General features: G+C 46.1%; 26 protein-coding genes. 11 read left to right on the forward strand and 15 right to left on the reverse strand.

The window, feature by feature from the left end; genetic code table 11:
- Positions 1–67: 67 nt before the first annotated feature.
- The 4 genes from LEPBO_RS36595 to LEPBO_RS0109150 form a co-directional block, all read right to left on the reverse strand.
- A complete protein-coding gene (locus tag LEPBO_RS36595; RefSeq protein ID WP_017287252.1) occupies positions 68–460 on the reverse strand; it encodes a hypothetical protein in 393 nt (130 codons plus the stop codon).
- 78 nt (positions 461–538) lie between these two features.
- Positions 539–910 (reverse strand): hypothetical protein, encoded by a 372-nt coding sequence (locus LEPBO_RS0109140; RefSeq protein ID WP_017287253.1) that lies wholly within the window; start codon positions 908–910, stop codon positions 539–541.
- Positions 911–918: 8 nt separating this feature from the next.
- On the reverse strand, positions 919–1,422 hold the full coding sequence (locus LEPBO_RS0109145) for a hypothetical protein (RefSeq protein WP_017287254.1): 504 nt from the start codon (positions 1,420–1,422) through the stop codon (positions 919–921).
- Positions 1,423–1,525: 103 nt separating this feature from the next.
- The gene (locus LEPBO_RS0109150; RefSeq protein ID WP_017287255.1) at positions 1,526–1,963 is read right to left on the reverse strand and encodes a hypothetical protein; all 438 of its coding nucleotides are present in this window, start codon (positions 1,961–1,963) and stop codon (positions 1,526–1,528) included.
- A gap of 141 nt (positions 1,964–2,104) precedes the next feature.
- Between LEPBO_RS0109150 and LEPBO_RS39925 the strand changes: the two genes are divergently transcribed.
- Positions 2,105–2,629, forward strand: a complete 525-nt coding sequence (locus tag LEPBO_RS39925) for a hypothetical protein (RefSeq protein ID WP_051077785.1) — start codon at positions 2,105–2,107, stop codon at positions 2,627–2,629.
- A gap of 1,283 nt (positions 2,630–3,912) precedes the next feature.
- Here LEPBO_RS39925 and LEPBO_RS0109170 read toward each other — a convergent pair.
- Complete coding sequence (locus LEPBO_RS0109170; protein WP_017285711.1) at positions 3,913–5,190, reverse strand: IS5 family transposase; 1,278 nt, start codon at positions 5,188–5,190, stop codon at positions 3,913–3,915.
- Between the two features lie 193 nt (positions 5,191–5,383).
- Here LEPBO_RS0109170 and LEPBO_RS0109175 point away from each other — a divergent pair, with 193 nt between their 5' ends.
- From LEPBO_RS0109175 to LEPBO_RS36605, 3 genes are read left to right on the forward strand one after another with little or no spacing between them, the layout of a single operon-like run.
- The gene (locus LEPBO_RS0109175; protein WP_144056176.1) at positions 5,384–6,028 is read left to right on the forward strand and encodes a hypothetical protein; all 645 of its coding nucleotides are present in this window, start codon (positions 5,384–5,386) and stop codon (positions 6,026–6,028) included.
- A 2-nt stretch (positions 6,029–6,030) separates the two neighbouring features.
- On the forward strand, positions 6,031–7,236 hold the full coding sequence (locus tag LEPBO_RS0109180) for a lysozyme inhibitor LprI family protein (protein WP_017287260.1): 1,206 nt from the start codon (positions 6,031–6,033) through the stop codon (positions 7,234–7,236).
- Between the two features lie 12 nt (positions 7,237–7,248).
- Positions 7,249–7,803, forward strand: coding sequence for a hypothetical protein (locus LEPBO_RS36605; RefSeq protein ID WP_017287261.1), 555 nt, complete (start codon positions 7,249–7,251; stop codon positions 7,801–7,803).
- On the opposite strand, the gene LEPBO_RS0109190 is transcribed toward LEPBO_RS36605, so the two are convergent.
- Entirely contained in the window at positions 7,781–8,194 is a 414-nt protein-coding gene (locus tag LEPBO_RS0109190; protein ID WP_017287262.1) for a ribosomal maturation YjgA family protein, read from the reverse strand. The two genes, LEPBO_RS36605 and LEPBO_RS0109190, sit on opposite strands and share 23 nt — an antisense overlap.
- 136 nt (positions 8,195–8,330) lie before the next feature.
- Between LEPBO_RS0109190 and LEPBO_RS0109195 the strand changes: the two genes are divergently transcribed.
- The 4 genes from LEPBO_RS0109195 to LEPBO_RS0109210 all read left to right on the forward strand — a co-directional run bounded on the left by LEPBO_RS0109195 (position 8,331) and on the right by LEPBO_RS0109210 (position 11,641).
- A complete protein-coding gene (locus LEPBO_RS0109195; protein WP_197693281.1) occupies positions 8,331–8,765 on the forward strand; it encodes a hypothetical protein in 435 nt (144 codons plus the stop codon).
- A 15-nt stretch (positions 8,766–8,780) separates the two neighbouring features.
- Entirely contained in the window at positions 8,781–10,199 is a 1,419-nt protein-coding gene (locus LEPBO_RS0109200) for a hypothetical protein (protein ID WP_017287264.1), read from the forward strand.
- Between the two features lie 210 nt (positions 10,200–10,409).
- The gene (locus LEPBO_RS0109205; protein WP_017287265.1) at positions 10,410–11,108 is read left to right on the forward strand and encodes a hypothetical protein; all 699 of its coding nucleotides are present in this window, start codon (positions 10,410–10,412) and stop codon (positions 11,106–11,108) included.
- A gap of 107 nt (positions 11,109–11,215) precedes the next feature.
- Complete coding sequence (locus LEPBO_RS0109210; RefSeq protein ID WP_017287266.1) at positions 11,216–11,641, forward strand: translocation/assembly module TamB domain-containing protein; 426 nt, start codon at positions 11,216–11,218, stop codon at positions 11,639–11,641.
- Positions 11,642–11,701: 60 nt separating this feature from the next.
- Here the strand turns inward: LEPBO_RS0109210 and LEPBO_RS0109215 are convergent, their stop codons facing one another.
- From LEPBO_RS0109215 to LEPBO_RS0109250, 8 genes are all read right to left on the reverse strand, one after another.
- Positions 11,702–12,709: a hypothetical protein gene (locus LEPBO_RS0109215; protein WP_017287267.1), complete on the reverse strand. Its 1,008-nt coding sequence runs from the start codon at positions 12,707–12,709 to the stop codon at positions 11,702–11,704.
- A gap of 389 nt (positions 12,710–13,098) precedes the next feature.
- Positions 13,099–13,392 carry a hypothetical protein gene (locus LEPBO_RS0109220; RefSeq protein WP_017287268.1) on the reverse strand — a complete coding sequence of 98 codons (294 nt, stop codon included), beginning with the start codon at positions 13,390–13,392 and terminating at the stop codon, positions 13,099–13,101.
- 387 nt (positions 13,393–13,779) lie between these two features.
- Positions 13,780–14,796 carry a hypothetical protein gene (locus LEPBO_RS0109225; RefSeq protein WP_017287269.1) on the reverse strand — a complete coding sequence of 339 codons (1,017 nt, stop codon included), beginning with the start codon at positions 14,794–14,796 and terminating at the stop codon, positions 13,780–13,782.
- Positions 14,797–15,190: 394 nt separating this feature from the next.
- The gene (locus LEPBO_RS0109230) at positions 15,191–16,693 is read right to left on the reverse strand and encodes a mannitol dehydrogenase family protein (protein ID WP_017287270.1); all 1,503 of its coding nucleotides are present in this window, start codon (positions 16,691–16,693) and stop codon (positions 15,191–15,193) included.
- A complete protein-coding gene (locus LEPBO_RS0109235; RefSeq protein WP_017287271.1) occupies positions 16,650–17,807 on the reverse strand; it encodes an ABC transporter ATP-binding protein in 1,158 nt (385 codons plus the stop codon). Before LEPBO_RS0109235 ends, LEPBO_RS0109230 begins: the two co-directional genes overlap by 44 nt.
- A gap of 36 nt (positions 17,808–17,843) precedes the next feature.
- The gene (locus LEPBO_RS0109240) at positions 17,844–18,665 is read right to left on the reverse strand and encodes a carbohydrate ABC transporter permease (RefSeq protein WP_017287272.1); all 822 of its coding nucleotides are present in this window, start codon (positions 18,663–18,665) and stop codon (positions 17,844–17,846) included.
- A gap of 14 nt (positions 18,666–18,679) precedes the next feature.
- Entirely contained in the window at positions 18,680–19,597 is a 918-nt protein-coding gene (locus LEPBO_RS0109245; protein ID WP_017287273.1) for a carbohydrate ABC transporter permease, read from the reverse strand.
- 106 nt (positions 19,598–19,703) lie between these two features.
- On the reverse strand, positions 19,704–21,050 hold the full coding sequence (locus LEPBO_RS0109250; RefSeq protein WP_017287274.1) for an ABC transporter substrate-binding protein: 1,347 nt from the start codon (positions 21,048–21,050) through the stop codon (positions 19,704–19,706).
- Between the two features lie 157 nt (positions 21,051–21,207).
- Between LEPBO_RS0109250 and LEPBO_RS0109255 the strand changes: the two genes are divergently transcribed.
- Complete coding sequence (locus LEPBO_RS0109255; protein ID WP_017287275.1) at positions 21,208–22,011, forward strand: SDR family NAD(P)-dependent oxidoreductase; 804 nt, start codon at positions 21,208–21,210, stop codon at positions 22,009–22,011.
- 134 nt (positions 22,012–22,145) lie between these two features.
- Positions 22,146–23,108: a sugar-binding transcriptional regulator gene (locus tag LEPBO_RS0109260; protein WP_017287276.1), complete on the forward strand. Its 963-nt coding sequence runs from the start codon at positions 22,146–22,148 to the stop codon at positions 23,106–23,108.
- A 99-nt stretch (positions 23,109–23,207) separates the two neighbouring features.
- On the opposite strand, the gene LEPBO_RS0109265 is transcribed toward LEPBO_RS0109260, so the two are convergent.
- A complete protein-coding gene (locus tag LEPBO_RS0109265; protein ID WP_017287277.1) occupies positions 23,208–23,513 on the reverse strand; it encodes a hypothetical protein in 306 nt (101 codons plus the stop codon).
- A 105-nt stretch (positions 23,514–23,618) separates the two neighbouring features.
- Between LEPBO_RS0109265 and LEPBO_RS0109270 the strand changes: the two genes are divergently transcribed.
- Entirely contained in the window at positions 23,619–24,848 is a 1,230-nt protein-coding gene (locus tag LEPBO_RS0109270; protein WP_017287278.1) for an ROK family transcriptional regulator, read from the forward strand.
- Positions 24,849–24,860: the final 12 nt, after the last annotated feature.

The following is a 24,860-nucleotide window of genomic DNA, read 5'->3' on the forward strand; positions in this document are numbered from 1 at the left end:
AGGGAGCGCCTACAACAGTAATGTACCCACGACAAACTATGTGCTACCAACTTGAATCAGAAATATCCTAGATCGGCTTAATAAAGCGGCGATTGGCGCGAACAAAGCAATCAATGATTTCATTGCCACCTTGATATGGAACTCTGACCCCTAACCACGGCTTACCCCGATCGTCGAACTGGATATGCTGAGTCGTTACGTTGCCGGTGATCGCCCATAGTTTTTCACCAGGAGGAAATTGGTGGATCACTTCCCAACTGCTGACGTTCGGCGTATAGTCTCGCGACATCAGTTCGTCGGGCGTGTTCATTGCATCCAAGGCAAAGCCCTGAAATTGCTTTGCCATTCGACAATTCAACCCTGCTGGATCGGGGTCAACCACTTGCCAATTGATATGCCCCTGTCCTTTTCTTGTATTGGTGTAATCACCATTCTGATTGGGCACTGGTAGAGCAATCACTATGGTCGCGTTTGTGACCGATAGTGCTGCTATAACGAATCCAATTGTTACTTTTCTCTTCATCACACTCAACGTCTGCTAGGGAGAGATTTTGACTGAATTACAGCCTGTTTCTAGTACAGCCTGAATTGCCTTCGATGCTGGTTTCATGTTTCGTGTCACCAGCTTTCCGTCAACCCAAATTTCTGCAAAAACGCCTTGCTTACAATTTGGGATCGCGGCAACCTGATCGCGTCCGATCGTGTAACTGATCATTGGATTCTGCCAACACTGATGGTCGCGGGGTAAATCGCCACACTGCGCTTTTGCCCCGATGTAATAGACAGGTTCTCCAGTTGATGCTTTTCCCATGTATACGGGCATTTGAGCAATTGCACCACTCGGAGCCAGGACAGCAGCAACCGCTCCTGTAACGAAACTTGTATAAATCCAAGATTTGCTTGATGTCATCGTGCTTGTTACCTCGCCGGCTTAAAGTTGCGGGTGAAATTCATCCAACGATCGATCTTGCCCCCAGTGATATTCAGAATCGGAATGCCTTCTGTGCGTGGCTCACCTTCTGCTTCTTCGCCTGCGAAGTGAAGGATTGTAGTGCGTTCGGGATTTCCAAGTCCATAAGCAATAGCAATGTCGCTTGCTAAGTCGCAACTGATGTAGAAATTGCCCATATTAATCGAACCATTGCCAGCAAGGTAGGTCCAATTTGCGCCAGGGGAGAGACGACCTGTTGTGCAAACTCGATATGTCACTTCAAACATTTTGGCGATGTGGACATCGTAAACGCGCAAACCTCCCCCGTATGCAGATCTAGTCGTATCATTGTCTGAAACCTTCATCGTGTAGTACCCTTCACTGGTGGAAAGGGTCATCGGCAGTGCGGTTGATGCTTGGAGCGGTTTAGTGATCGTACAGATTGCCGCAGCTGTAAAGCAAAACGCAAGGAGAGATTGCCACTTGTTCATGTGATGCCGTAGGTGAACGATAATTTCAAGAATTCCCTACTTAGATTCGAGATTACAGACTTTTCCAATAGCATACTGATATTTTATTGACATCCAAAACGTACTACCAGCCTCCACAAAGCACTTGTCCCCATGCAACAGGAGTGGACTCAGTGCAAGAAAACTTCTTCACGGTTTCGTTTGGCATTAAACCGAAGGTTATGCCGTAACTACTGCCTTTCAGGGCAAAGGTGACGGCACCAACATTTTTGCAGCTCTCCATAATCGTCCTAGCACGAGTTTGCATAAATGCAGGCGAATTGAGAATTGCGTCAGTGCTAGATCCTTGCATTAGAAGCACTTGCTCGATCGGCCGCCCACTGGGAGCATCATCGTACATTCGTGTAACATCACGACGACTGTAATCAATGGTTAAATTACGCCCATACGACATTCTTGAAGCTACAGCTTCAATCATTCCAGCACAGCTATCTTCACTGTCATTGGCTTGTGCATTGAAGCTAAAGACATGGGTATTAATTGCAATTAGACTAACTGCCATTGTAGTACGTACAAGCAGTTTTCCAGCGTCAAGCGACATAGATACATCCAAAATCATTAAAGCTAGATTGCCCAAATCTTCACCAAATGAATTGTGCTTTCAATGGGCACACTAATCACGCTCGTTCCAATCTGAAAAAATATGCGTTCCAAACTTTTGTCAGCAATTGCACTGCCAACCCTCATCCTTGCCCTTTCTCTGAGTATTTCAACACTCACAATTCGTCCTGCGTCTGCTAATGTCGGACTGCCTATGAATCAAGTTGTTCAAGCTTTGCGACGGGTTCGTATTCCACTTCTCATACCAGAGATATTGCCGTTTCGTGGTGAGGGCAATATCTATTGGCGAACAAGCGTTAAACCGAAGGGTTATTCGATCGAATTCATCGCCAGCCCTGATTGTGATGGAACTTACTGCTACATCGGCTCATTTAGTGCAGAACAAGGTGGAAATTTTGATCAAGGAAGCAGTGGAGACATTGTTGAAGGAGTCACACTTGCGAAGGGTAAGAAAGCACAGTACAGACTCTTTCGAGGAGCCTACTACAACGCCTTTCTATCCTGGAAAGAGAGGGGTGTATTGTACACAGTAGTTGTCAAGAATGGGGACAAGGAAAAAGTGATGCAAATCGCTAACTCTGCCATCAACGGTGGTTTCCGCAATTGATCCTATAAATGACTGCAACGACATTGAGTGGAAAACTTGGCAGTATCTACCTCTAAATCAATGATCGCAACTCCTGTGCTGTTCAGGGAGCTATGTCGTTGCAGACACCAACGATTTCGCCTGATACATTAGGTCAGACAGAAAATTTGCAAACTTGTTGGGCGGGCAAAGTCATCATTGCTATCCGCAACTCATCCGATCAAATCGAAAGGTGAGTCATCAGATTTATTAGAAACTTTGTCCAAGTGATCAGCTAAACACTCAGAATCGGTATTATATCGAGTTTTTCGTTCCAGAATTGAACTGCTGTAAGGTCAAAACCTATGTATCTAAGCATACACTAAACAGTCACTTGATGCTCCTGAACTAAAACGCCTGCTTCAGGTTCTCAATCGTCAAGCCTTTGTTTTCGAGTATTTGCCCTCTACAGGGAAATACAACGACGAAGACGATACGCATCATATACTGGTTGCTAGCGGCAAAGCCAGCATTTTCAAGAGCATTTTCATGGCCATAAAATATCTTGCTCTCACCTTCTTCAGTTACCCTTAGTTACCTTGTGCTTCAAAAAACGTAACTTCTAAAACTTAGTAAGAGCAAGAACTTCAGCTATAAGTTACCTAAGTTGCCTAAGTTACTTTAAAATAATGAATGAACAGGTAACTTAGATAATGGTTGACGACCTCTACTTCGTTTCAGTAAGAGTCGTTAGCTGCAACTCAATAGCTGGCATGATTTCTGGCATACCAGCTATTGAGAATGCTAAAATGCTTATGGAATAAGCATTTTTAGGATTTACTGTCTACCTTGGGGTAGTAGGGGTCGTGGGTTCAAATCCCGCCGCTCCGATTAGATGAAAGCCTTGCAAGGTAACACTTGCAAGGCTTTTCTCATGCACAGGAGGCTTCGGCACTGCGGTAGAGTTAGTACAGAATCTAGTACGACTTACCTCGATTGGGAGCGTTAATTGGCACTAGATTGGAACTCAAATTGCCTCGAAATTACCCCCTAGTCAGCGAGCGCCAATATGCCCTAATCAAAATCCCAAGCCGGAAAAGTTAAAGTTCTGGTTCAAAGCGATCTCCTTCGATTGCGCTGGTCATGGATCAAATCATCAGGCGGTGATGGCAGGCGTTATGTTCTGCCTTTAGGACTACCGACACTCTTGTGAATTGAAAAGTGGCTCAGACAAAAGCCCAAATCATTGAGCAGGATTTAGCCACCAATCACTTCAACGAAACTAGAAAGTCGTCCTTGAAAAACACTATGCGAAATCGTAGAACCTAAGCAGGTTCTACCTCTAGAACCATCACAGCGCGAAACAATTTGCGAAGATTGAACCCGCACCCTGCGAGTAAAGCATTGAGACTATCGCCAAGCTGCCCTTTGAGATAGTTGCGCCCTAAACAGTGGTCGCTTTTGCTATGTCCAATCACAGGCTCAATGGCACTCCGCCGTTTGAACAATCGTCGCGCCTTCCCGGTGCGTTTGCGGGTGTCACAGACGAGAACTTCGACATCCTGCGGGTGATGGTCTTTGCCCCGAAATCCCTGATCCACGGTGGCATGGTTGGGACGAATGTCTGTGAGTCGCTCGACTTGCTCAATGGCGGGAGTGAGAGTGGAGCCATCATACGGGTTGCCATGCTGGGCAGCAATGCCCACAATCCAATTGCTGGCGTTCGTGGTCGTCAGCACGACTTTGCAGCCAAACTCGTAGGGTTTGTGCGCTTTGCCTTTGGCGATGCACTCGACTTCTGGAGCGTGAATGCTGTAGCACTTGCCTTTGTCCTGCTTCTGCTGTTGATAGATTCGCTTGGCAGATTTGAGCAAGACCGCAACGGCTTCGGGCATCGGCTTCAGTTTGCGTTCTAAATCTCGAATCACTCGTCCCAAGTAGGTGCGTAAGATGCGGGTTTGCTTCTGAGCGCGTCGTCCTTGTCGAGCAGCGGCATAGCGACTTTGTTTGAGCAATACTTGTTTGCCCACCCGCACGTAAGTTTGTCGCAACTTCACCTGATGTTTTCGGGCCATCCGCACCAGCGTTCGTCTGGCTTTGTCGTACAACCGCGCATCGGTAGGAAACGCGATGGCTTTCTCTTGCACGGTCGTATCGACAATCACTTGCTTCACATCCTGGGGTGACAATGCCTCGCATTGCATGGCGGTCTTGATCACTTGTGACAGCAGTTTTTCCAGTCCATCGACTCCGACTCGTCGTCGCCAGTTCCCTAAACTCGATGGATGACAAGGCAACTGATGCTGAAAGGTCTCTTCTCCGCAAAAGTACTGCCAGTATGGGTTTTCCACCCATTTTGCCACGACTGATTCATCGCTCTCGTTGTACAACGCCTTCAGGTAATGCAGTCCCACCATCAACCGTACAGGCAATGGCGGTCGCCCTCCGTCGGTGGTCATCGTTGTGCCAAAGTCTTGCTCCAAACTCTCCCAGTCCAGCAGATTTGCCAGTTTGAACAACGCATGCTGCGCGTTCAGTTGGGCTTTCAGTTTTGGAGCTTCTGAGCTTGATTTTCCGGATGGTGTTTTCGAGAATCCGGTCATGGGTTTTGCAAGATTTTGAACAGTTTGAGTGATTTTCTTGCAATATTATCATTGTTGCTCATTGCTTAGAAGCCTCATCCCGATTACGCTTCTAGGTTTTTCAAGGACGACTAGAAAGACTTCTGTGGGTAGCTTGCCTAGACCTATAGGCAGAAGCTTGCGAACCTGAGTCAGGGAGATATTTACTGGAGTAATGATGTACTATTTTTGGATTGTACTGTTCTTAGGTGTGCAATTATTTTGCTTAGGATTGCTTTGGGTCAGTTGCTTTCCTGGAGCATTAACGGATGTTGAATGGAGCCTCATTTTGCCATTGTATTGGTTGCTGACAACTCCTCTCGGGATTCTCATCCTGCTGCTGGCGTTTGGGTTTGTGATTTGGTCGCGACGGCGTTGGAACAGTCAGATTCGCCCTCCAGCAGAATCATTACCCAAAAGACAACCCAGGCGATTTCTGAAGCAGCTTGTTGTTGTGACCTGTCTTGTTCTGTTTCTTACGTCTATTTTGATCCGGATCAATCTGCCCCAAACGATCGCATTTTCATTGTCTCGTCCTGCCTTTGATGCTTTTATTGCGGATGAAGCGAAGCTAGTCAAACTGTGTCGAGACCTTCTCAAGCCGCAATTAGGGATCTATCAAATCAAAGACTGTGATATCGATTCTCAGGGTGGAATCTATTTACAAACAGGTTGGCATGGATTTCTGTTTAATTCTGCCGCTTATGGATTTGTGCATCGACCCAATCCGCATGGAAGCGAGCGTTTTGGAAAAGATATTTATGAGTATCATCCAGTTGTAGAAGATTGGTATTGGTTTAGGGCATCTCAGGATTGGTAATCATGATGAAATTTAAAGTTGCGATCGCTGTGAGTGTCGTTTTAGTCGGGAGTCAGCTTGCGATGGAGCCTATCAAAGCGACTCCTGTACCCAATGCTAAATCTGCTCCTCCTCTACAGCCTCCAGCGGTGGTACTAGGATTTGCTGGAATCGCTCAACTCGATTGTGTTCAACAACTTGAGGCGGGTGAATATCGCTGTGCGAGGTATTGGGCAGAAGTAACCCATTTGCTCAAATCATCAGTTCATCGGGATGTTGAATCACAATTTCCTCCACACCTTCAGCGTCAACTTGCGATCGCAGATCAATCCTGGGCGAAGTTTCAAACTCAACACTGTCAGCAAATGACCCAACGTTTACGCAATCAGCCAGATTTCCCGCTGGCAATGTCTGTGTGTTTGGCGAAACTGAACAACGATCGCATTTTAGAATTGCAATGGGGAGGGCAGATCATCACCCGCCAATCTCGTGATCCTCGATTTGAATCCTTACTCGATCAACTCAAGCTGAGAAATTCATCAGTGCAACGCCAGTGGGAGGACTATCGAACTCAGCACTGCCAAGTAGAAAAAGCGATATTTCCATTCAATAATCTTAGATTGGCGGAATGTCATCAGCGTCTCAGACAGGCTCGATTGGAGCAACTTGAAGACTTTTTTGCAGCGCCTTCTCGCGGGTTGGATCTTTTTAGAGGTGATGCACTGCCTGGAATTCGGGAGCTAAATTGTGTGGATGGTACGCAGATAGGGTTGAATCGATGCGCAGTCTATTGGTCACAAATGACTCAGTCGCTGCGATCGCGCATTTTACAAGATTGGCTCAGAAGACTCTCTTGGCAGCATGGGCGAGCATTTAAGAATGCTGAAATGTTCTGGCAAGACTATCATAGGGCGCACTGTAATGAGTTGGTTGAACCCGTTAAAGAGGGTTCTATGGCACCGATGGTCTATCATCGCTGTCTTGCAAAGCTGAATAACGATCGCATTGCTGACTTGAAGGGAATCGCTACTTACGAGCCAGACGAGGATGTGCGATCGCAGCTTACACCTCAGCAAGATAAGATTCAACAGCTTTGGGATCGTTACCAGGCTGAGTATTGTAAATTTGAATCACAGTTTTTTGGCAATCAAATGAGAACGAAACAATGTCCAACTCGTTTGAGTAAAGCGCGTTTGCGTCATCTCAAGGAAATGATGAATGTTCGATAGGATAACTGAAGAATGCGGCTTCTATTGTTATTTGCCCTTTTTACTTGCAGCTTGACGCTCGTATTGAGCATCTATCCTGGATTGCTCAATGGATTTGTTGTCTTTGTTGCGATCGCACTTCTCTGGCTGATTCTAATTGGTTGGGTTGCGATATCGACGCTTCAAGCATGGCGCAATCAAAGTTCAATGCGCCCAGTGATTGCAATCGCTCTCATGCTTGCTATTTCCTATGGTCTGCTGAAGTTCTACGTGCCTCGACGGGTTGCTTTTGCATTCTCCCGACCTGCCTTTGAACAGTGGCTTGCGGCGCATCCTGAAAAGCCCCCAGAAGGACGAGAACTGAATTCTAAACTCGGAATCTATCAGGTTGAGGATTACTTTGCTGGTGATGGGGATGACCACTATTTCCGAACGTATCATCATGGAGATGGCTTAGGGCCAGACACGGTTTCCTACGGCTTTGCGTATCAACCCAATCTAAAACAAAGCCCGTTGGGTGCGGCTGGATATAAGCTCCATCCATTAGAAGGAAAATGGTCCTGGTTTATAGCTTCAAACGATTGGTAGTGAGAAGAACGATCGCAATTCCAAGAGTGTAAGCGATCAAATCTCGCCAATCGAAGGTAGATCCGATTGTGAGATGAGCGAGTTCGGAGTTGCGCCACCCGAGAATATCAATGAGATTCAGGAACTGAAGAAACTCGATTAGGTAAGCAAAAATGAGCGTCCCGATTGCAATTTTCCGAAGTGGAACCGCAACAAAAGCATGAACAAAGTAAGCAATCACCATGACGATCAGAACATCTCCTAGCAGCGGTCGAATCCATTCATCTCGAAAGAAGAGGGCAATCATCACAACTATTGCAAATAGGATTGCAAACAGGGTGAAAGAACTTTGATTGAATCTCAACCAATTGAGCTTGAGGGATAGTTTTGGCATCAATGGTTCACTGGGCATAATTTGCTGAAATCATAACATCGTTTGTTGAAGATGATCTCAAAGTAGACTGATAGCAATATGGACAAAACTCGGGATTTCAATGCTGAATGACGATCGCATAACTCCTCTCTCAATTGCACTTACCCTTTGGGATATGGGTATTGTTTCCGAGCAATGCCTGATTGCTTGGGCAGACGCTCAGATTTTGGCTCAAGAGAAACCTGCCTATGATTTGCTAGAGATTGCGACTAAAGGTGCGGCAGTATGCCTCAAACAAGGTGTGATTGAAACGGCTCAAATTTCGCTGAACGACTCAGAGGAATTTTTTATTCGAGCTTATTTGTTGGCTCTGGAGTGCGATCGCTCAGCAGAATCTTTCATCATCTGGGCTTCTAGCAACTGCTTCGGGAGTGCAGAAATTCCTGAAGGCTTACTAGCATATCATTTGGAACATCTCTACTATGATTGTGAGGATGTTGATGCTGCGATCGCATTACTGCGGATTGAACTTCCAAAGCTCATGCCTCGCTGTGAATCCTTCGCGGCTCCACTTCTAGAGCAAGTTTCAGGGTTAGAGCTGTGTGTTTAATTTTTAGAGATAAGCATGGGAAAAACGTTTGTTGTAATCGATGGATACACATTAGCGATCGCACAGAACGATTCTGATGTGTTGTTTTCTGGTCGCCATAGTCGCAGAGCCTTGACTCGATATGACGATTCAGCGCTGATTGAGTTTTTGGCGCATCATGCACAGAATGAATCGTTTTGGCAGTGCTTTCAGGCGCATGAAATTTATGAAAATGAGTGCGATTTTTCAGAACTTAGCGGAGCCAATCACTTCTTGATCAGAGATAGCCAGCAACTGATTCGCGATCACAGTTGGAAATTACCGCAAACTTATCAAAATTGGGCGATTTGGGAACTGATTGATCAGCTTCAAGGTCAGTCTTGCAATGAACCGATTTGTTTGTGGCATCCGGGGAGTTTCTATCGGATGTACTGTATTCCCTATCGCACTGCGTTCAAGATAATGCAGGTTGCTCGAAATTGGGCATGTCTTCCAGCGGTTGAGGGAATTGAAGTTCTGGACGAAATTCAATGGAATGTGCGCTTTGCATCCTCTGCTAGTTCCGATCAACCCTTGCTTATTCCTCAGATTTTAGATGAGCTTGAGGAAACAGCTAGCCTCTATCTCCTGCTCTTTGAAGATCAGGCTCGTTTGTATACGCCGAATCAGGTGGAAGGAATTCGATATGAATTGTTGAATCAAATGTCGATCGCGAATCTACTCGATCGCGAACTCTTTACGGAAATTCTCGATTGCCTCGCTACTTATCCAAACCTGCAACGCTGTGTAATTCAAGCTGAGAAGCTATGGCGTTATTTAGATTGTGCTTCGGTCAGACAGGACAAAGACAGTTTGAGTTTAGATTGGATGTTTTTTGATCCGCCTTACCCTGAACCAGGATTTCACAAGCTCTGTTTACAGCAGTTGAAACAAGCAAAATTGCAGTATCCCCATACGATTCCTTTTGAGGCGTATGGCAAGCAATATCGACTTGTGACGGGTCGTGTGTATCATCATGCGATGACTTTATTGACTGTTTTAGAAATTGAAACGCCAGCAGATGCGATCGCGTTATTTGCTAATGTCAATGAACCTACTTACCTGGAGTTAGTCGCTTGGGCTGCGCTTGAATCTTGTTCGTCCCCGATAGAAGCTTGGGAAATGGTTGTCGATTGGAGGAATCGGGAAGATGAGCTAGCAACTTTGGCAACCGATCCCTCTTTACCAAAAGCTGAGTTTTTTCTGAATTGTTTATCCTCCCATTTAGCACGACTCTGGCAGAATGGCGATCGTTCTGCATTGAGAAAAGGATTGCAGAGTTTGCACTATCATTTTTCTAAAGAAATCTGTTTTCTTTACTGTCGAGGTCAGATGCTCCTCTCTGGAACACTGCCATTTCACTATGCAGAATGGTTTGACGGGGGCTTTCTTCGGCTTTATCAATCAGAGCATTGAGCGAAATCTAAACATCAAGGAGGGAAACCTGAGTAGATAACTTACATGGACTGACTCACGATGAAAAATCAACTTTTATGGGCTGCGCTTGCGATAGTAGTTACAACATCAATCCCCTCGGCTTCCATCTCACCCGTCTATTCTGCGATACCTCCTCTATCGGAGCAAAACCTAAAATCGCTCTCGCACTACATCGTGATTGGAATTGTAATGTCAGATCAAAGCAAAGAAATTCCAGCTAATTACGGAACCATCCATGCTCATACTGCAACGATTCAGGTAGAAAGCATAGAGAAAACGAGATCGAGACAAACCCCACTTAAACCTGGACAAACGATCGAAGTTCGTTATGAAAGGCGCGGCAAAACCGGGGGACGAACGGGTTCTCAGCGACAGTCCAAGCCCTTAGAAATAGGAATGAAGGTCAAACTCTTTCTCGTCGAAGGGCAACAAGGTTTCTTTCTTTTAGAACCCAATGGCTGGCAACCCTATTTGCCACAAGCAAAAACACCCGCAACTCAATCTCGATTAGATGAGCAGTTGAAACGTGCAGGCTGGAACCCCGCAGTAACGAGAGCGTTTATCCATCAAATTCGGCTAGCAGCAGAGCAAGCAGATGCAAAAGCCTTCGCGAACCTAGTAAGATTTCCAGTGACAATATCGCAAAAGGTCTATCATGAACCGGAAAGTTTGATCCGTGACTTTCCACAAGTCTTTACAGAAGATGTTTTACAAGAACTCAAACAAGTCGATGACTCCATGATTTCTGTACAACAGAAGCATGTCATGATTGGAGGTGGAACGATTTGGTTCGATCAAGAAGAAGGCAGTCTCAAAATTGTCTCGATCGCGAATTGGATTTCGTTTCAGCGTATTCTGGAATACGAATTCACAAAATTAAGACGTTGATGTCTGACTATTTTGCCATGATGTGAAACTAGCTTTAACTATAGAAATTTTTCCGGGACTGCTAGCAACAATCTGTAGGTATTCTAAATTAGGATTCACTGGCTCAAATGTTCTCAAGACTAAGATCGCGATCGCTTCTCTCTATTTTCCCCTTACTAGCCAGCGGAATTTACATCCTGCGTCCTGCTCCGCCTGAGCCTTGTGAGAGCTTGCGAAAATTTGGTGCGATTGAGCAAGCAGGACGCTGCATCATTAACCGTAGCGTCACCCTAGAAGGCAATCTCAAACGACTGCCTGATCGACTCACTATCAAAGGCAATTTAACCATTAGCGGCACGTACATTGAAGACCTTCCCAGTGCAATGATCGTTGAAGGAACCCTTTTCTTGTACAAAACTAGTATTGCCAAGCTTCCCCCAGACTTGCAGGTTCAAGGAAGCTTCGATCAATATAGCGGATTTGGTTCTCCAGGCGTTAAATGTAGTGCAATCCCTAAAACTGCTTTCATCAAGGGACATCGGAACTGTCACTAACGCGCGATCGCAGTAGATGACCTTCATCTTGGATAAAAGCCGCATAAGCTAGGTGAGAGCTTATGGCGTTGCTGACCCTTTAGAAGGTGGTGTCGCTGGATATATCTGGGCAGCAGGTGGGAGCGAAAGGGATTGAAGATAGGGTGTTGTCGGATCGAAGTCAGAGATCGGAATCAAAATCAACCCATCATTTGTGATTGCGATGACTCGAAGCCGGTCGGCATCATATTCGATCTCATGAATAATCGATTGGGTTTGATATTCTGCAATGACTCGCCCATCCGTGACATTAATTTGAACGATCGCGAAACCTGCGCCGAATAGTAAGGTATCTGCATCGGGAAATGCTAAACAACTTCGCCACAAACCCTGACTCCGAGGATGCTGGATATAGGGAAAATTGATGCCCCACTGCTGATCGAGATAGGGATCACAAGATGAAAAACCATACTCGACTTCTGGCGCAGCAGGCAGTTGTTCAGCCTGGAATGTATGATACTTGATCCGGCAATGATAGCCCGTCCAAACGATCGCATTTGTCCTCGGATGCAACTGCAATTCGCCCCGATGGCAGTCACTTACCTCCATAAATTGCCCAATCAGAGTCAACCGATTCTGCTCTAGATCATCAATGCGATAAATGCTATAAGCGAGATCGATATCCGCAGCTTCAACAACCATTAAGCGGAGTGCGCGATCGAAGATGATTTTGTGGCGACAAACAAAGCTAATGGCTGTTAAATGTAACCATCTATGTTGGATTAAATGGTAGAGGCAAACTTGTCCACCTTCTCCAACAAGATACAGATAAGTCCCACAAGCAGTAACACTCAGATGGGTTATCTCAGGGTTCTGATCGTTCCTAGAAAGGAATTCATCCTCTAAATCTGGAGAAGAGAGCGGCGGAATTACGATCGACTCGATCAACCGGAAATCTTCCCAAGCGTAGATCTCCAAGTAATTTTGTTCAAGGTGGCATTGAACCACTGCAATTCGTTCTAAATCTGGTAAAAGAACAGCGGATGGGCTTGCAGTCCAATGCTTTGAGATCGAAGAACTGAGTTGCATCTCTCCTATGATTTTAGGCTGAGCAGTAATATCCCACTTCACCAATTGTTTGAGACTGATTTGGGTGATAACTTCCTGCCGCCTGGGATGATGTAATAGGCTTCTTGTGTATTGCACTGCCTTACCCTGGGATTATGACATAGAACTAATAGGAGTTGATTGTATATCGTACGCGCACTCACTATCCTACATGCAATGCTATTTACCCTTCGCGGATTTGATTGTACCAAGTCAACGACACCACTGAGTGCGAACAATCCCTGACTGCCAAACCGATTGTTGTTTCATGGATCGACCCTTGAACCCTTCAATTAATGATACTTGGTAGGATGCATAGACGAAAAAATCTCCTGCTAGTGGTGAGCAGGAGATCACTTTATCTCAGAAAATTACTGAATTTTGATACAGCCGTTCTTGATTTCAATCTTAGAATCGTCTTTGATTTCGACTTTGCCACAAGCAGTTTCAATCGTTGCTTCTCGACCGCTGCCTTGAATCGTGGCTGCCCCCGTTGTTCTTGCTTCAAATGTGACTTCTTTGTTTGAGCCATCCATGCGAACTTTCATCACATGCTTTTGGGAGTCTTGATTGGAGTACTTGATGTAAACAGTAGCCACTGACGGCATCGCAAAGGCAACAGTTGGCATGAGCGCAAGTGCTGCAAGAATGAACGTTTTTTTCATGGTTTTAGCAAGAATTTTGAATCAGAAGAGATTGGAACAGACAGAGTAATAGGTCTGTGTTTCACTACTCTTCTTGCTTGACTATGGCAAAGCTTTGCTCTGAATTCGGATGAGCAAAACACGGGAATCATAAGGCTTAGCGTGCAATGTATTCTGCTTTAATTCAGTACATTTCCTGAAATCGCTAAAATGCATCTGGAATTGCGAGTCACGAACTGTAGCTAGTTCAAATATAGCTAGAGTAAAAATTGCAAACAATCACCGCGATCTCGAATTCCAAAGACTTTTTTCATCTTCTATGCTGAACGTAACCTTGACATAGAACCCAAGCGATCGCACTCAGGATCAATAACCCGCCAATCCAAAATGAAATCCGAATGGCAACAATTACCCCAATTGCGCAAGTTCAGGAATTGAAGCAGCTTCTACAGGCTTGCTTTCAGGTGTCGGCTCGTCCTCTTCGATGATTTGCCAAATTCCTTCAATATGTGCCACCCATCGGCAGGGTTGAAATTCGCCGAAACTGACCAGAATTAAATCCTTGACCTTGGCTTGATCCGTTTCGCGAATATAGTAGCGCAAAGGCAAATCGTCTTCGCCCCGATACGTAGAAAGTTCATTTTGAGGATGGACATACCCTTGCGTTTCTACGATCGTCTGAAAATTTGCGTCTCCCAATTGCTCCCTGAGTTGCTTGAAATCTTGGCGATCGATTTCAGCTAGCGTAAAATCCCACCGCGAAATTCCCATCGGCACTTTGACAGGACAATTCCAATCCTCACCATCAGGACTGTCATCATAGGCATCCATTCGTCGGGTGAGATCAAAGGGTTTCACAGCGAACGTTGGGCGACGAGAGACTTGCGGTGGATGCGATCGCGCTCCCACTTCAACCCGACAAAGAACTAACCGCAGACCATCCTCATAACCTGTAACAAATTTGACTTGATAATTAAAAATGCGCGTAAACAGCATTCCCTCGCCCGCAGGAGCCGAGTCAGTCCAAATTCGCTCACACCGACTGAGGAAATCGAACTGATTCAATTCTTCAGGCACGATCGATGCAATGAACCAATCCATACAAATCGGGACATTGGTTCGACCCGGTTGGGTATCTGGGTTCCATTGCAAACGCTCAGGCGAACTAGAATATTCACGAATCTGGTAAAACGCCTGAAGCAGTATGACGAGATTGGGATAGCCTTGGGCTTGGATAGCTGCAATTTGTTCAGGCGTGATGCTATCTGGGGAAAGCCCTGCGACATCGAGTTCGACTAGAAAGAAGCGACGCTTGGCAGATAGAGTAGCTTGACTATCGGAGTCATGCTGTCGTGCCAATTGCACAATGTCGCCCGATCGCTTTTCGAGGCTATCTAATGTCGCTTGCTCAGGAATTGTCACCATGAGATGAAATCCGGGATAGTAATAGGTAATAAATCATACTTCTTCTCAGACCTGCCCAACCTGCCAAGCCAAAGTTAACGCCAGTGTCCCCAGAGCCAGCGTTTGTTTGCAAGCACTCTTGATTGCTGAGGCTACAAATCTTGAAACACAATGCTAGTTTTGAGCGATTGACAGCCATCCCAAAGCAACTCCGATTTGCGAATACGGATGCGAAGACTCTCAAAGATCTCCCAGTCTCAATAAAAACCTCATAATTGTTTTTAGAGAGCAGGCGAAGATAGTCACGCTCGACAAATCAGATAAATTTTGAGAATGTTCCTCAGAATGGATTTTGCCCAACACTAAGCACCTTATGATGACGGGAACGCTTCACGAGCGAGTAACTTCAATCTCTTCATTGATGAACCTGAAGCAGCCCGATTAAGGTCTCTTTTGCTCCGAGATCATATAGATTGCGGAGATGATGCGTCACTGCCTCAACGAAACGCGAGGACTGCGGGAGATCGCCAAAAAGTTCAGAAAGCCCGAAGAGACTACTGGGATCGGAACCGCCTGCTTGGGCACATTGAGTGAGAGCATCTGCCATTGGATCATCAATTGAAATCGGCTTCTTCTGGTCATCCAGTCCATTTAAGTAGCGGAACCAAGAAGCGATCATCAAACTCAGATAGTCAATGGATTCACCTTGCTGTAGTTTCTCCCGCAGTGGACTGAGCACCCACTTAGGTAGCTTAGCTGAACTATTGAAACACAAGCGTGGAAGCTGATCTCGGATTTTGGGATTCGCAAACCGCTCAATCAATGTCTTTTTATAGGTGTCCAAGTCAATTCCAGGAACAGGCTGAAGCGTAGAAGTTACTTCCTCCATCAACTGTTCAACGGCTTGTCGAATTAACTGATCAGCCATTGCTTCATGAACATAGGAATAGCCCATCAATGTGCCGAGATAGCCGATCAGCAGATGGCTAGCATTGAGCAGGCGAATCTTCATCATCTCGTAAGGATGAACATCATTTGTAAATTGAACGCCCACTGCTTCGAGTTCCGGTCTACCTGCACAGAAGTTATCTTCGATGACCCACTGAAGAAAAGGTTCAGCAACGACTGGAAAAGCATCTTCAATGCCAAACTGATTCCGAACCATTTCAATATCCGCTGCAGTGGTCGCGGGAGTAATGCGATCGACCATACAGTTTGGAAAAGCAACATGGTCAGCAATCCAACGCCCCAACTCTGGATCGTGCAGTTCTGCAAAAGCTGTTAGCATTTTTTTAACAATATTGCCGTTCCCCTGCAAGTTATCGCAAGACAGGACAGTAAAGGGTGCTACTCCCTGTTGACGACGTTGATCTAATGCAGCTGTCAAAAAGCCATAGACCCCGATCGGTTGATCTGGATGTTGTAAATCATGCTGAATTGTTGGGTGATTGACATCAAATTCACCGCTGCCCTCAATGTAGTAGTAGCCTCCTTCTGTAATCGTGAGTGTCACAATGCGACATTGGGGATGGGCTAAGGTATCAATTACAGCTTGCCGATTTTCTGGCGCGAATAGGTACTGTGTAATCGAACCAATGACTCTAGCATTATCGCTTTCGGGCGATCGCTCTACTAAGGTGTATAAGCAATCTTGTGACTTCAATGCATCTCGCATCCGCTGATCGAATTCCAGCAAGCCAACTCCGCAAATGCCCCAATCGCTGTTGGGATGCTGGTGAAGGTAATCGTCAAGATAAAGGGCTTGATGGGCACGATGAAATCCGCCTACCCCAATGTGGATAATTCCATTCTTGATTTGATGGCGATCGTATTGAGGAATGCGAACATCACTCGCTAAACGAGCAAGAGAGGCTTCATTCAGCTTGATGGCTGATTCGGTTTTGATATTGGGGTTCATGGGATTCATCCATTGTTAAGTGGTGACGACGAGCTTTGGGAACAGATTCACCGTTTTGATTAAACAGATGGCAAAGATCGCCATCTACATGAATAAATGCGCGATCGTGCATCCGGCTAGGATTGTCACCATCGGTTTGCACAACCAATGTGTCACCCCCCGCAATTCTGACGTAGAGAAATGTTTCTCCACCTAGTTGTTCTACGACAAGCACTTCACCTGTCAGAGTTGGATCATTGTGATCCAGTCTTAAGTGTTCTGGTCGAATTCCTAAGGTTGCGCCATCTCCAGTAGAGAGGCTTCCAGGTCTAACGGGAATGGTCACGCGAGCACCACCCGGAAGTTGAACTGTTGTCCCGGAGTCATTGACGGCGGATACCGTGACGGGGAGAAAGTTCATTTTCGGTGAACCGATGAATCCAGCCACGAATAGATTTCGAGGATGATGGTAGAGTTCCAGCGGTGATCCTACTTGTTCCACAATCCCGCCCTGCAAGACCACAATCTTATCGGCAAGTGTCATTGCTTCGACCTGATCGTGCGTGACATAAATCATCGTGGATTGCAGGCTATCGTGTAGGCTTGCAAGTTCTAGCCGCATCTGTACTCGCAAAGCTGCATCTAAGTTTGACAAAGGTTCATCAAACAAAAATACCTTGGGATTCCGAACGAGTGCCCGACCGATCGCGACCCGCTGACGTTGCCCCCCCGATAGCTCTTTCGGTTTCCGGTTTAAGAGGGGTTCTAACTGGAGGATACGAGCCACATCTCGCGCCCGTTCCATTCGTCGCGCTTTTGGCATACCAGAAAGCCGTAGACTGAATGCCATATTTTCTGCCACAGTCATGTGAGGATAGAGCGCATAGGTTTGGAACACCATGGCTAATCCCCGTTTGTCGGGCGGCACATCATTCACCCGTTCTCCATCAATCAACAGATCCCCCGAGGAAATGTCCTCAAGTCCAGCAATCATGCGAAGTAATGTTGATTTCCCACAGCCCGATGGACCCACAAACACCACAAACTCACGATCGTTAATATCCAGATCAATGCCTTTGATGATTTCAACGTCAGTGTACCGTTTATGGATATTTCTTAAAGTAACTGTAGACATGAACTGCTCCTATCGATGATTAAAAACAAGCAGATGCTATTTCACGGCGCCAAAGGTCAGACCTCGAACTAATTGTCGTTGGCTTAACCAACCAAAGATGAGAATGGGTGCGATCGCTAACGTTGATGCAGCAGAAAGCTTTGCCCAGAACAATCCCTGCGGACTGGAGAATGAAGCAATAAACGCAGTGAGTGGAGCTGCATCAGACGTGGTGAGATTCAAGCTCCAGAAGGCTTCGTTCCACGACAGAATGATAGATAGTAGCGCAGTAGAAGCAATTCCCGGCAGTGCTAATGGCAGTAACACGTGGCGAAGTTCTTGTTGAGTACTAGCACCATCCATTCGATCGGCTTCTAGAATTTCTTTGGGGACATCTTTGAAGAAGCTATAGATCATCCAAACGACGATCGGTAAATTGGTCAGCGTGTAAATGATAATCAAAGCGAGACGAGTATCTAGCAGCCCCGCATTCCGACACAGGATGTAGATGGGAACCAAAACGCCAACAGACGGTAGCATTTTGGTGGACAACATCCAGGTCAAGGTTCCCTTGGTGCGTTTGGTGGGGAAGAATGCCATCGCATAGGCAGCAGGAATAGCAAGCAGTAGTGCAAGAATCGTTGAGCCGAGGGAAACGGCTACGCTGTTAAACGCATAATTGAAGTAACTTGCCCGATCCTGGATAGTCACATAATTTTCCACGGTTGGCTGGAAGAACAACTGAGGTGGAGTCGCAACCGCAGCAACTTCAGTTTTGAAACTGGTAATAAACATCCAGAAGATTGGGAAGAACAGGAGTAAAGCAGTTAACCAGCCCAGCACTGCCCACAGCCATGTACGAGAATTTTTACGTGCCATTTTAAGTGCCCCAATTAGGTATCCAAATTACGAGCAACACTCCGCAACAAGAAGATTGCTACGATATTTGCCAAAATTACGGCAATCAAACCACCGGCTGAAGCACCACCGACATCAAATTCTAGTAGCGCTTTCAGGAAGATGTAATAGGCTAGGTTTGTTGTTGCTAAACCAGGCCCACCACCCGTCGTTACGAAGATTTCCGCAAAGATGGTGAGGAAGAAAATTGTTTCAATCATTGCGACAACGGCGATCGCACGGCTGAGGTGCGGCAGCATCACGAATCGGAATAGCGCGATCGCATTTGCGCCATCCATCCGAGCAGCTTCTAACTGCTCATGATCAAGCGACTGAATTGCGGTCAATAAGATCAGCAACGCAAAAGGAAGCCACTCCCATGACACAATGATGATGATTGCTAGTAATGGGAAATTGGCAAACCAATCGATCGCGCCTAATCCTAAGCCTCGTGTAATTTGAGCAAACAACCCATTGACCGGATGCATCAGCATATTCTTCCAAATCAATGCACTAACTGTAGGCATGACAAAGAAAGGAGAAATCGCTAGCACCCGCGCAATTCCCTGTCCGGGAAAGTCTTGATCAAACAAGATGGCGAGTAATGTCCCAAGTCCGATCGTAATTGCCAAAACGGCAGCAACTAGCACGATCGTAGTCCCAAGCGAAATCCAAAAACCTGAATCACCGAGGATAAAGGTGAAATTCTCAATCCCAATGAACTTTTGTGCATCTGGATTCAACAGGTTATACCGCTGAAAAGAAAACCAGATGGTCATCACCAGCGGCACAATCATCCATAGCAGCAGCGCAATGACGGAAGGCGCAACAAGCGGTAAGGTTGATGCCTGACGACGAGTTCGTCGTCTGGGTGGCGGTGTTTCGGGGTGACGTTCTACAACAATTGAAGACATAGTTTTAACGATCGCAAATTGAATGGTCTTTGAACCGCATTGGTCAGAAAGTAGGAACAGATCTCAAGCGATTGAGTAACCTTGAAAACTGCTGCTCAATCTGTCCCTACTGGATATAGCCTGTATGTCTCATGAAGCGCTCCGTTGTACGTTGAGATTGCTGCAATGCTTGATCAACAGAGGTACTACCAGTCAGTGCAGCCGCGATCGTTTGTCCAGTCGATGATCCAATCGCTTGGAATTCTGGAATATCCACATACTGAATGCCTTTATAAGGTGTGGGTTGAGCCGCAGGTCGGGTGACATCAGCAGATTGGATAGAACGCAGCACGATCGAGGCAAAAGGAGCGGCTTTTTGATAGTTAGGATTCTGATAGGTGGAAGTGCGAGTACCCGGTGGTACGGCAACCCAACCATTTTGTTCAGCAACTAGCTGGATATACTCTTTCGAGGTTGCCCAAGCAATAAACCGTTCCGCTGCTTCTGGTGCTTTCGAGGTTTTAGGAACTGCTAAAGCCCAAGCCCAGAGCCAATTTGAACCATTGGGATATTTCTCGATCGGCGCACGAGCAAAGCCTAGCTTGTCATACACCTTAGATTCTTTCGGGTTCGAGAGGAGTCCCGCCGCAACGGTTGCATCAACCCACATTCCGCACTTGCCTGTTGAGAACAAGGCTAAATTTTCATTGAATCCATTAGAGCTTGCTCCAGGTGGACCGTAGTTCCGCATGAGATCTACATAGTAGGTGATTGCTTCTTTCCAAGCGGGTGTATTAATGGTTGGATTCCAGTTCGTGTCAAACCATTGACCTCCATAGGTATTCACGAGCGTTGAAATGAACCCCATATTTTCACCCCAACCCGGTTTCCCCCGTAAGCACACGCCATAAACCCCATTTTTGGGATCATGGATTTTACTTGCCCACTCTTTAATTTGAGGATAGGTGGGCTGTTCAGGAACCGTAATTCCTGCTTTTTCAAATAAATCCTTGCGATAATAAAGCATCGAACTTTCGCCATAGAACGGCACCGCATAGAGTTTGCCGTCATTAGAAAGTCCTTCTCGAATCGGTTTTAACAGGTCGTTGACATCATAGCTAGCAGGCAAATTTAGTGGTCTGAGCCAATCGCGTCTTGCCCAGATCGGAGTCTCATAAGATCCGATCGTCAAAACATCAAATTGCCCACCTTGGCTGGCAACATCAGTCGTGACCCGCTGGCGCAATACATTTTCTTCCAACACGACCCATCTCAGTTGAATGTCGGGGTTCGCTTTCTCAAACTGGCTGGAAAGCTCTTGCATGATCACCATATCGCCGTTATTGACGGTGGCGATCGTGAGTCTTGTTTTTTCTGCCGCTTGCGAACCTGAAGAACAAGCATGTAACAGTTGCGTCAACATCATGCCAATCAGGAACACAACGATGATCTTGGCGAAGCGAGGTGTACGCATCGCTAGCTCCTTATATTAAAGATCGAGCAAGTAATATTGAGTTTATGCTCTACTTTTGGGCAAAAGCTCAATAATAGAAATCATACTGATCTCAGTTCTAAAACTAAATCGTTCATTCGGATTTGAAACAATTCTTGATTAACAAGGAGATAAGACCGTGACGGCAAACGCAACTTATTCGTTTGAGGGAAAAACGATCTTAATCACAGGTGGTGCTGGAGATATTGGAAAAGCAACGGCACAACGCTTTGCAGCCAATGGTGCTGGAGTAGTTTTGCTGGATTTGAATGAAACCAAAATGGCAGAAATGGTGCAGGAATTAGAGGAGTACAATGTCCCTCTTGGTGCATTTCAGTGTGATGTGACGCTTGCAGACAGTGTGGCAAATGCATTTTCGGGTGCGATGGCGCAGGTTGGACAGATTGACTACATCTTTAACAATGCTGGCTATCAAGGAGTCTTTGCCAAAACGGATGAGTATCCAGCGGATGATTTTCAAAAGGTCATAGATATCAATGTCATTGGCGTTTTTCATGTGCTAAAAGCTGCGGCTCAACATCTCCGGGATTCAGGGGGTGGCGCTATCGTCAATATGGCGAGCCATGCAGGAGTGGATGGCCCTCCAAACATGCTGGCTTATGCAGCTTCCAAGTTTGCCGTGATTGGCATGACTCAAACGGCTGCAAAAGATTTAGCAGCTTACGGAATTCGAGTGAATTCTCTCTCACCTTCGCTCATTGGACCGGGCGTAATGTGGACACGGCAAACTGAATTGCAGGCAGCCGTGGGTTCTCAGTATTTTGATCTCGATCCCAAAGTTGTAGAACAACAAATGATCAACTCTGTGCCAATGCGCCGTTTAGGAAGTTTAGAAGAGGTTGCCAACGGAGTTTCTTTTCTCATGAGTGATGAAGCGAGTTACATTACAGGATTTAACCTGGACATTACGGGGGGACAATAGCGATCGCAGAATTTGAGTAGATTTTTGTGAGAGAAATGTGATAAACCTGACAAAGAGATTTGAGCAAATGCTCTAGCTTTAGATATAGGCTCAAAAATCTCTTTGGGTAGATGCTTTTTTCTGGATGGTGAGATATGGGAGAACCTTTTATTGAGCGACGCGATCGTAAACTGGATCTTGCGGCTCATGCAGCTTGGCTCTATTACATTGGTGGCAACACTCAAGAAGAAGTTGCCAGTAAGCTCAATGTCTCCCGCCAGGCTGCTCAACGCCTAGTTGCGTTGGCGGTTAGCGAAAAACTGATCAAGTTTCGCCTTGATCATCCGTTAAAGGAGTGTATCGAGCTAGCTGAATCATTACGGGACAAATTCCAATTGTCTTTGTGTGAAGTAGTCCCCAGTGATACGAGCAAAAATGACGACCTCAGCGGGATTGGTGTGTGTGCTGCTGGTTATCTAGAAACTTACTTGCTCGCAAAAGCTCCAACGATTCTGGCATTCTCTTCTGGGCGGACATTGCGTGCAATGGTGGAACAGATTCCAGCAATGGATCAACCTCAACACAAAATTATCTCTATTATTGGCAACCTGTCCCACTATGGGCGTGCGGGTCGTTATGAAGTTGTTATGCATCTCGCCGATCGCGTCGGTTCTCAAGCCTATCCTGTTCCGACTCCGGTTGTTGCGACCAGCGTTGAAGAACGGCAGCTATTACAGACACAGCGATCGTTTATCACCGTAAAAACCTTAGCAGAGCAGGCGAAAGTAACATTTGTTGGGATTGGTCATATTGTTTGGAATGCTCCACTTCATCAGGACGGCTTTATTAACGATGAAGAAGTTGCGAAATTGATTGAGCTAGGAGCAGTTGGAGAGATTGCAGGTTGGGCATATAACTACGAGGGAGTTTTGCTACAAGAAGGTATCAATAGTCGCGTCGCCAGCGTTCCTTTGCAGCAACCCGCTCAGCGTTTGGTCATTGGTGTTGCAGGGAGTGAAAAAAAGGCAGAAGCCATTCTAGCTGCGATGCGGGGTAAGCTCATTACAGGACTCGTCACTGATAAAGCCGTTGCTGAAGCAATTCTTGCCAAAGTGTAAGTGCGGTAGAACATCAACCCAGAATTGATCAAGAACGACTGTGTGAATTGAAGCCTTATACAGTCTTCTTAATCACTCTCAAGGCTGGAAATTAGTAGCCTATCCATCGATGTTCCATAAATTTGCCCGTGAGCGCCGATAGATTTGTCTATCTAACCACTCCATGACTGCTTGCTCATCCTCGAAGCGGATAGTGAGATGATGCAGAGGATCATAAGCCTGCCAGTATAGAGTGCCAGAGCTATCCATTTTCTGTCGAACCTTGGGTTCGCTAGAAGGTAATTGCCAGAGATTCGACAAAACCTCCCAAATCCAGCGGAAGCTTGAGGCAGTTAATTGATCAAGTTGTGGCGGAAGTTGTTCAAGCCGTTCGTAGTTTCGTTGCTGTTGAAACGTTCGCATCATTAAGACTCCTTAACACTACAATCCCACCTTAGATTGTTTGAATCGTGAACAAACACCCTTATGATTGTTTGTCATCTCAACAAACCTGAAGTTGGATAGTTTCTTATGAAAGCAAACCTCAGTAAGAAACCCCTGGCGACGGATGCGAGCTTGCTGAAGCAAATTAACTTTACGCGAATTCTCAGCCTATTACGGTATTTGCCCCATCTGACCCGTGCTCAGATTGCCCATCGAACTGGCTTGACTCGTTCAACGGTTACTCTCATTACGGCTGAATTAATTGAGGCTGGACTGGTACGTGAGGGAAAATCAACGGCATCTGGAACTGAAGGCGGGCGACCTGGCATCGAGCTAGAACTCAATCCAGAAGGTGCTTTTTTTATTGGAGTTGCGATCGAAGATGAAATCTTGCGAGTTGTCGAACTGAATTTTGCAGCTCAAGTGACCCGACGAGTCGAAATCCCGATTACCGACACGGCTCCAGACATTATTGCTCAGCAGTTAATTGAGTTAATTCAACAGGTCTGGGAAGCAAACCCAGAGAGTAAAGCGCGATCGCGGGGAATTGGTATCACGATTCCAGGGAGTTTAGATCGGCAAGGAATTGTCCTTCGTGCTCCCAGACTAGGCTGGAAGAATATCGACTTACGAACTTATTTGGATCTATATCTGGATGTGCCGCTCTATATTGAAAACGATGCTAATGCAGGTGCTCTCGCTGAGATGTACTTGAGTGGATCGATGCCCAGTCATAGTTTGCTTTACTTATTTCTCAATGTTGGTATTGGCGCTGGCATGGTCTTAAACAATCGCCTAGTCCGTGGAGCGGGAGGCACTGCTAGTGAAGTATCTGAACTGATGATTGACCCGCACGATTCTGATACTCCAGCCGATGTGCGTCCTGGAACCTTTGAAGCTTTGTGCAGCAAGCGAGGTCTATTACACGCTTATTACCGCCGCACGGGAGAAATCATCAATCTCGAAACTCTGCTGTGCTGTTTAGAAGGGGGTGACGCGATCGCTCAAGCTGTCGTGAACGAGTGGGGAAAATATCTGAGTTGGGGAGTTCGGGGATTAGTCGGAGTCTTGAATCCAGAACAGATTGTTTTTGGAGGACAACTCGCAGGATTAATCCCCTATGTGCGAGATCAGTTTGATGAAATGTTGCAAGGTTGCTTGCCGGATGGGAGCGGCTATGGTTTTGATCAGGCTGCTCGTTTTCGGCTCAAGATTTCTAGATTTGGAAAGGATTCTACAGCGATCGGGGGTGCAGTCCTGGTTTATCAATCACTGTTTCAAATGCCTGATTTATTACTGCTGCATCATATCGTGTGAATGGCTATTGAA

Origin of the sequence: Leptolyngbya boryana PCC 6306, from assembly GCF_000353285.1 — a bacterium.
GTDB lineage: Bacteria > Cyanobacteriota > Cyanobacteriia > Leptolyngbyales > Leptolyngbyaceae > Leptolyngbya > Leptolyngbya boryana.

Excerpts from the sequence above, each read along its gene's own strand:
- LEPBO_RS0109225 (WP_017287269.1), bottom strand. The coding sequence starts at position 14,796 with ATGGTGACAATTCCTGAGCAAGCGACATTAGATAGCCTCGAAAAGCGA.
- LEPBO_RS0109180 (WP_017287260.1), top strand. The coding sequence starts at position 6,031 with ATGATGAAATTTAAAGTTGCGATCGCTGTGAGTGTCGTTTTAGTCGGG.
- LEPBO_RS39925 (WP_051077785.1), top strand. The coding sequence starts at position 2,105 with ATGCGTTCCAAACTTTTGTCAGCAATTGCACTGCCAACCCTCATCCTT.
- LEPBO_RS0109175 (WP_144056176.1), top strand. The coding sequence starts at position 5,384 with ATGATGTACTATTTTTGGATTGTACTGTTCTTAGGTGTGCAATTATTT.
- LEPBO_RS0109190 (WP_017287262.1), bottom strand. The coding sequence starts at position 8,194 with ATGCCCAGTGAACCATTGATGCCAAAACTATCCCTCAAGCTCAATTGG.
- LEPBO_RS0109220 (WP_017287268.1), bottom strand. The coding sequence starts at position 13,392 with ATGAAAAAAACGTTCATTCTTGCAGCACTTGCGCTCATGCCAACTGTT.
- LEPBO_RS0109205 (WP_017287265.1), top strand. The coding sequence starts at position 10,410 with ATGTCAGATCAAAGCAAAGAAATTCCAGCTAATTACGGAACCATCCAT.
- LEPBO_RS0109150 (WP_017287255.1), bottom strand. The coding sequence starts at position 1,963 with ATGGCAGTTAGTCTAATTGCAATTAATACCCATGTCTTTAGCTTCAAT.
- LEPBO_RS0109145 (WP_017287254.1), bottom strand. The coding sequence starts at position 1,422 with ATGAACAAGTGGCAATCTCTCCTTGCGTTTTGCTTTACAGCTGCGGCA.
- LEPBO_RS0109260 (WP_017287276.1), top strand. The coding sequence starts at position 22,146 with ATGGGAGAACCTTTTATTGAGCGACGCGATCGTAAACTGGATCTTGCG.
- LEPBO_RS0109230 (WP_017287270.1), bottom strand. The coding sequence starts at position 16,693 with ATGAACCCCAATATCAAAACCGAATCAGCCATCAAGCTGAATGAAGCC.
- LEPBO_RS0109140 (WP_017287253.1), bottom strand. The coding sequence starts at position 910 with ATGACATCAAGCAAATCTTGGATTTATACAAGTTTCGTTACAGGAGCG.
- LEPBO_RS0109235 (WP_017287271.1), bottom strand. The coding sequence starts at position 17,807 with ATGTCTACAGTTACTTTAAGAAATATCCATAAACGGTACACTGACGTT.
- LEPBO_RS0109240 (WP_017287272.1), bottom strand. The coding sequence starts at position 18,665 with ATGGCACGTAAAAATTCTCGTACATGGCTGTGGGCAGTGCTGGGCTGG.
- LEPBO_RS0109270 (WP_017287278.1), top strand. The coding sequence starts at position 23,619 with ATGAAAGCAAACCTCAGTAAGAAACCCCTGGCGACGGATGCGAGCTTG.
- LEPBO_RS0109215 (WP_017287267.1), bottom strand. The coding sequence starts at position 12,709 with ATGCAACTCAGTTCTTCGATCTCAAAGCATTGGACTGCAAGCCCATCC.
- LEPBO_RS0109170 (WP_017285711.1), bottom strand. The coding sequence starts at position 5,190 with ATGACCGGATTCTCGAAAACACCATCCGGAAAATCAAGCTCAGAAGCT.
- LEPBO_RS0109210 (WP_017287266.1), top strand. The coding sequence starts at position 11,216 with ATGTTCTCAAGACTAAGATCGCGATCGCTTCTCTCTATTTTCCCCTTA.
- LEPBO_RS36605 (WP_017287261.1), top strand. The coding sequence starts at position 7,249 with ATGCGGCTTCTATTGTTATTTGCCCTTTTTACTTGCAGCTTGACGCTC.
- LEPBO_RS0109265 (WP_017287277.1), bottom strand. The coding sequence starts at position 23,513 with ATGATGCGAACGTTTCAACAGCAACGAAACTACGAACGGCTTGAACAA.
- LEPBO_RS0109195 (WP_197693281.1), top strand. The coding sequence starts at position 8,331 with ATGGGTATTGTTTCCGAGCAATGCCTGATTGCTTGGGCAGACGCTCAG.
- LEPBO_RS0109250 (WP_017287274.1), bottom strand. The coding sequence starts at position 21,050 with ATGCGTACACCTCGCTTCGCCAAGATCATCGTTGTGTTCCTGATTGGC.
- LEPBO_RS0109245 (WP_017287273.1), bottom strand. The coding sequence starts at position 19,597 with ATGTCTTCAATTGTTGTAGAACGTCACCCCGAAACACCGCCACCCAGA.
- LEPBO_RS0109200 (WP_017287264.1), top strand. The coding sequence starts at position 8,781 with ATGGGAAAAACGTTTGTTGTAATCGATGGATACACATTAGCGATCGCA.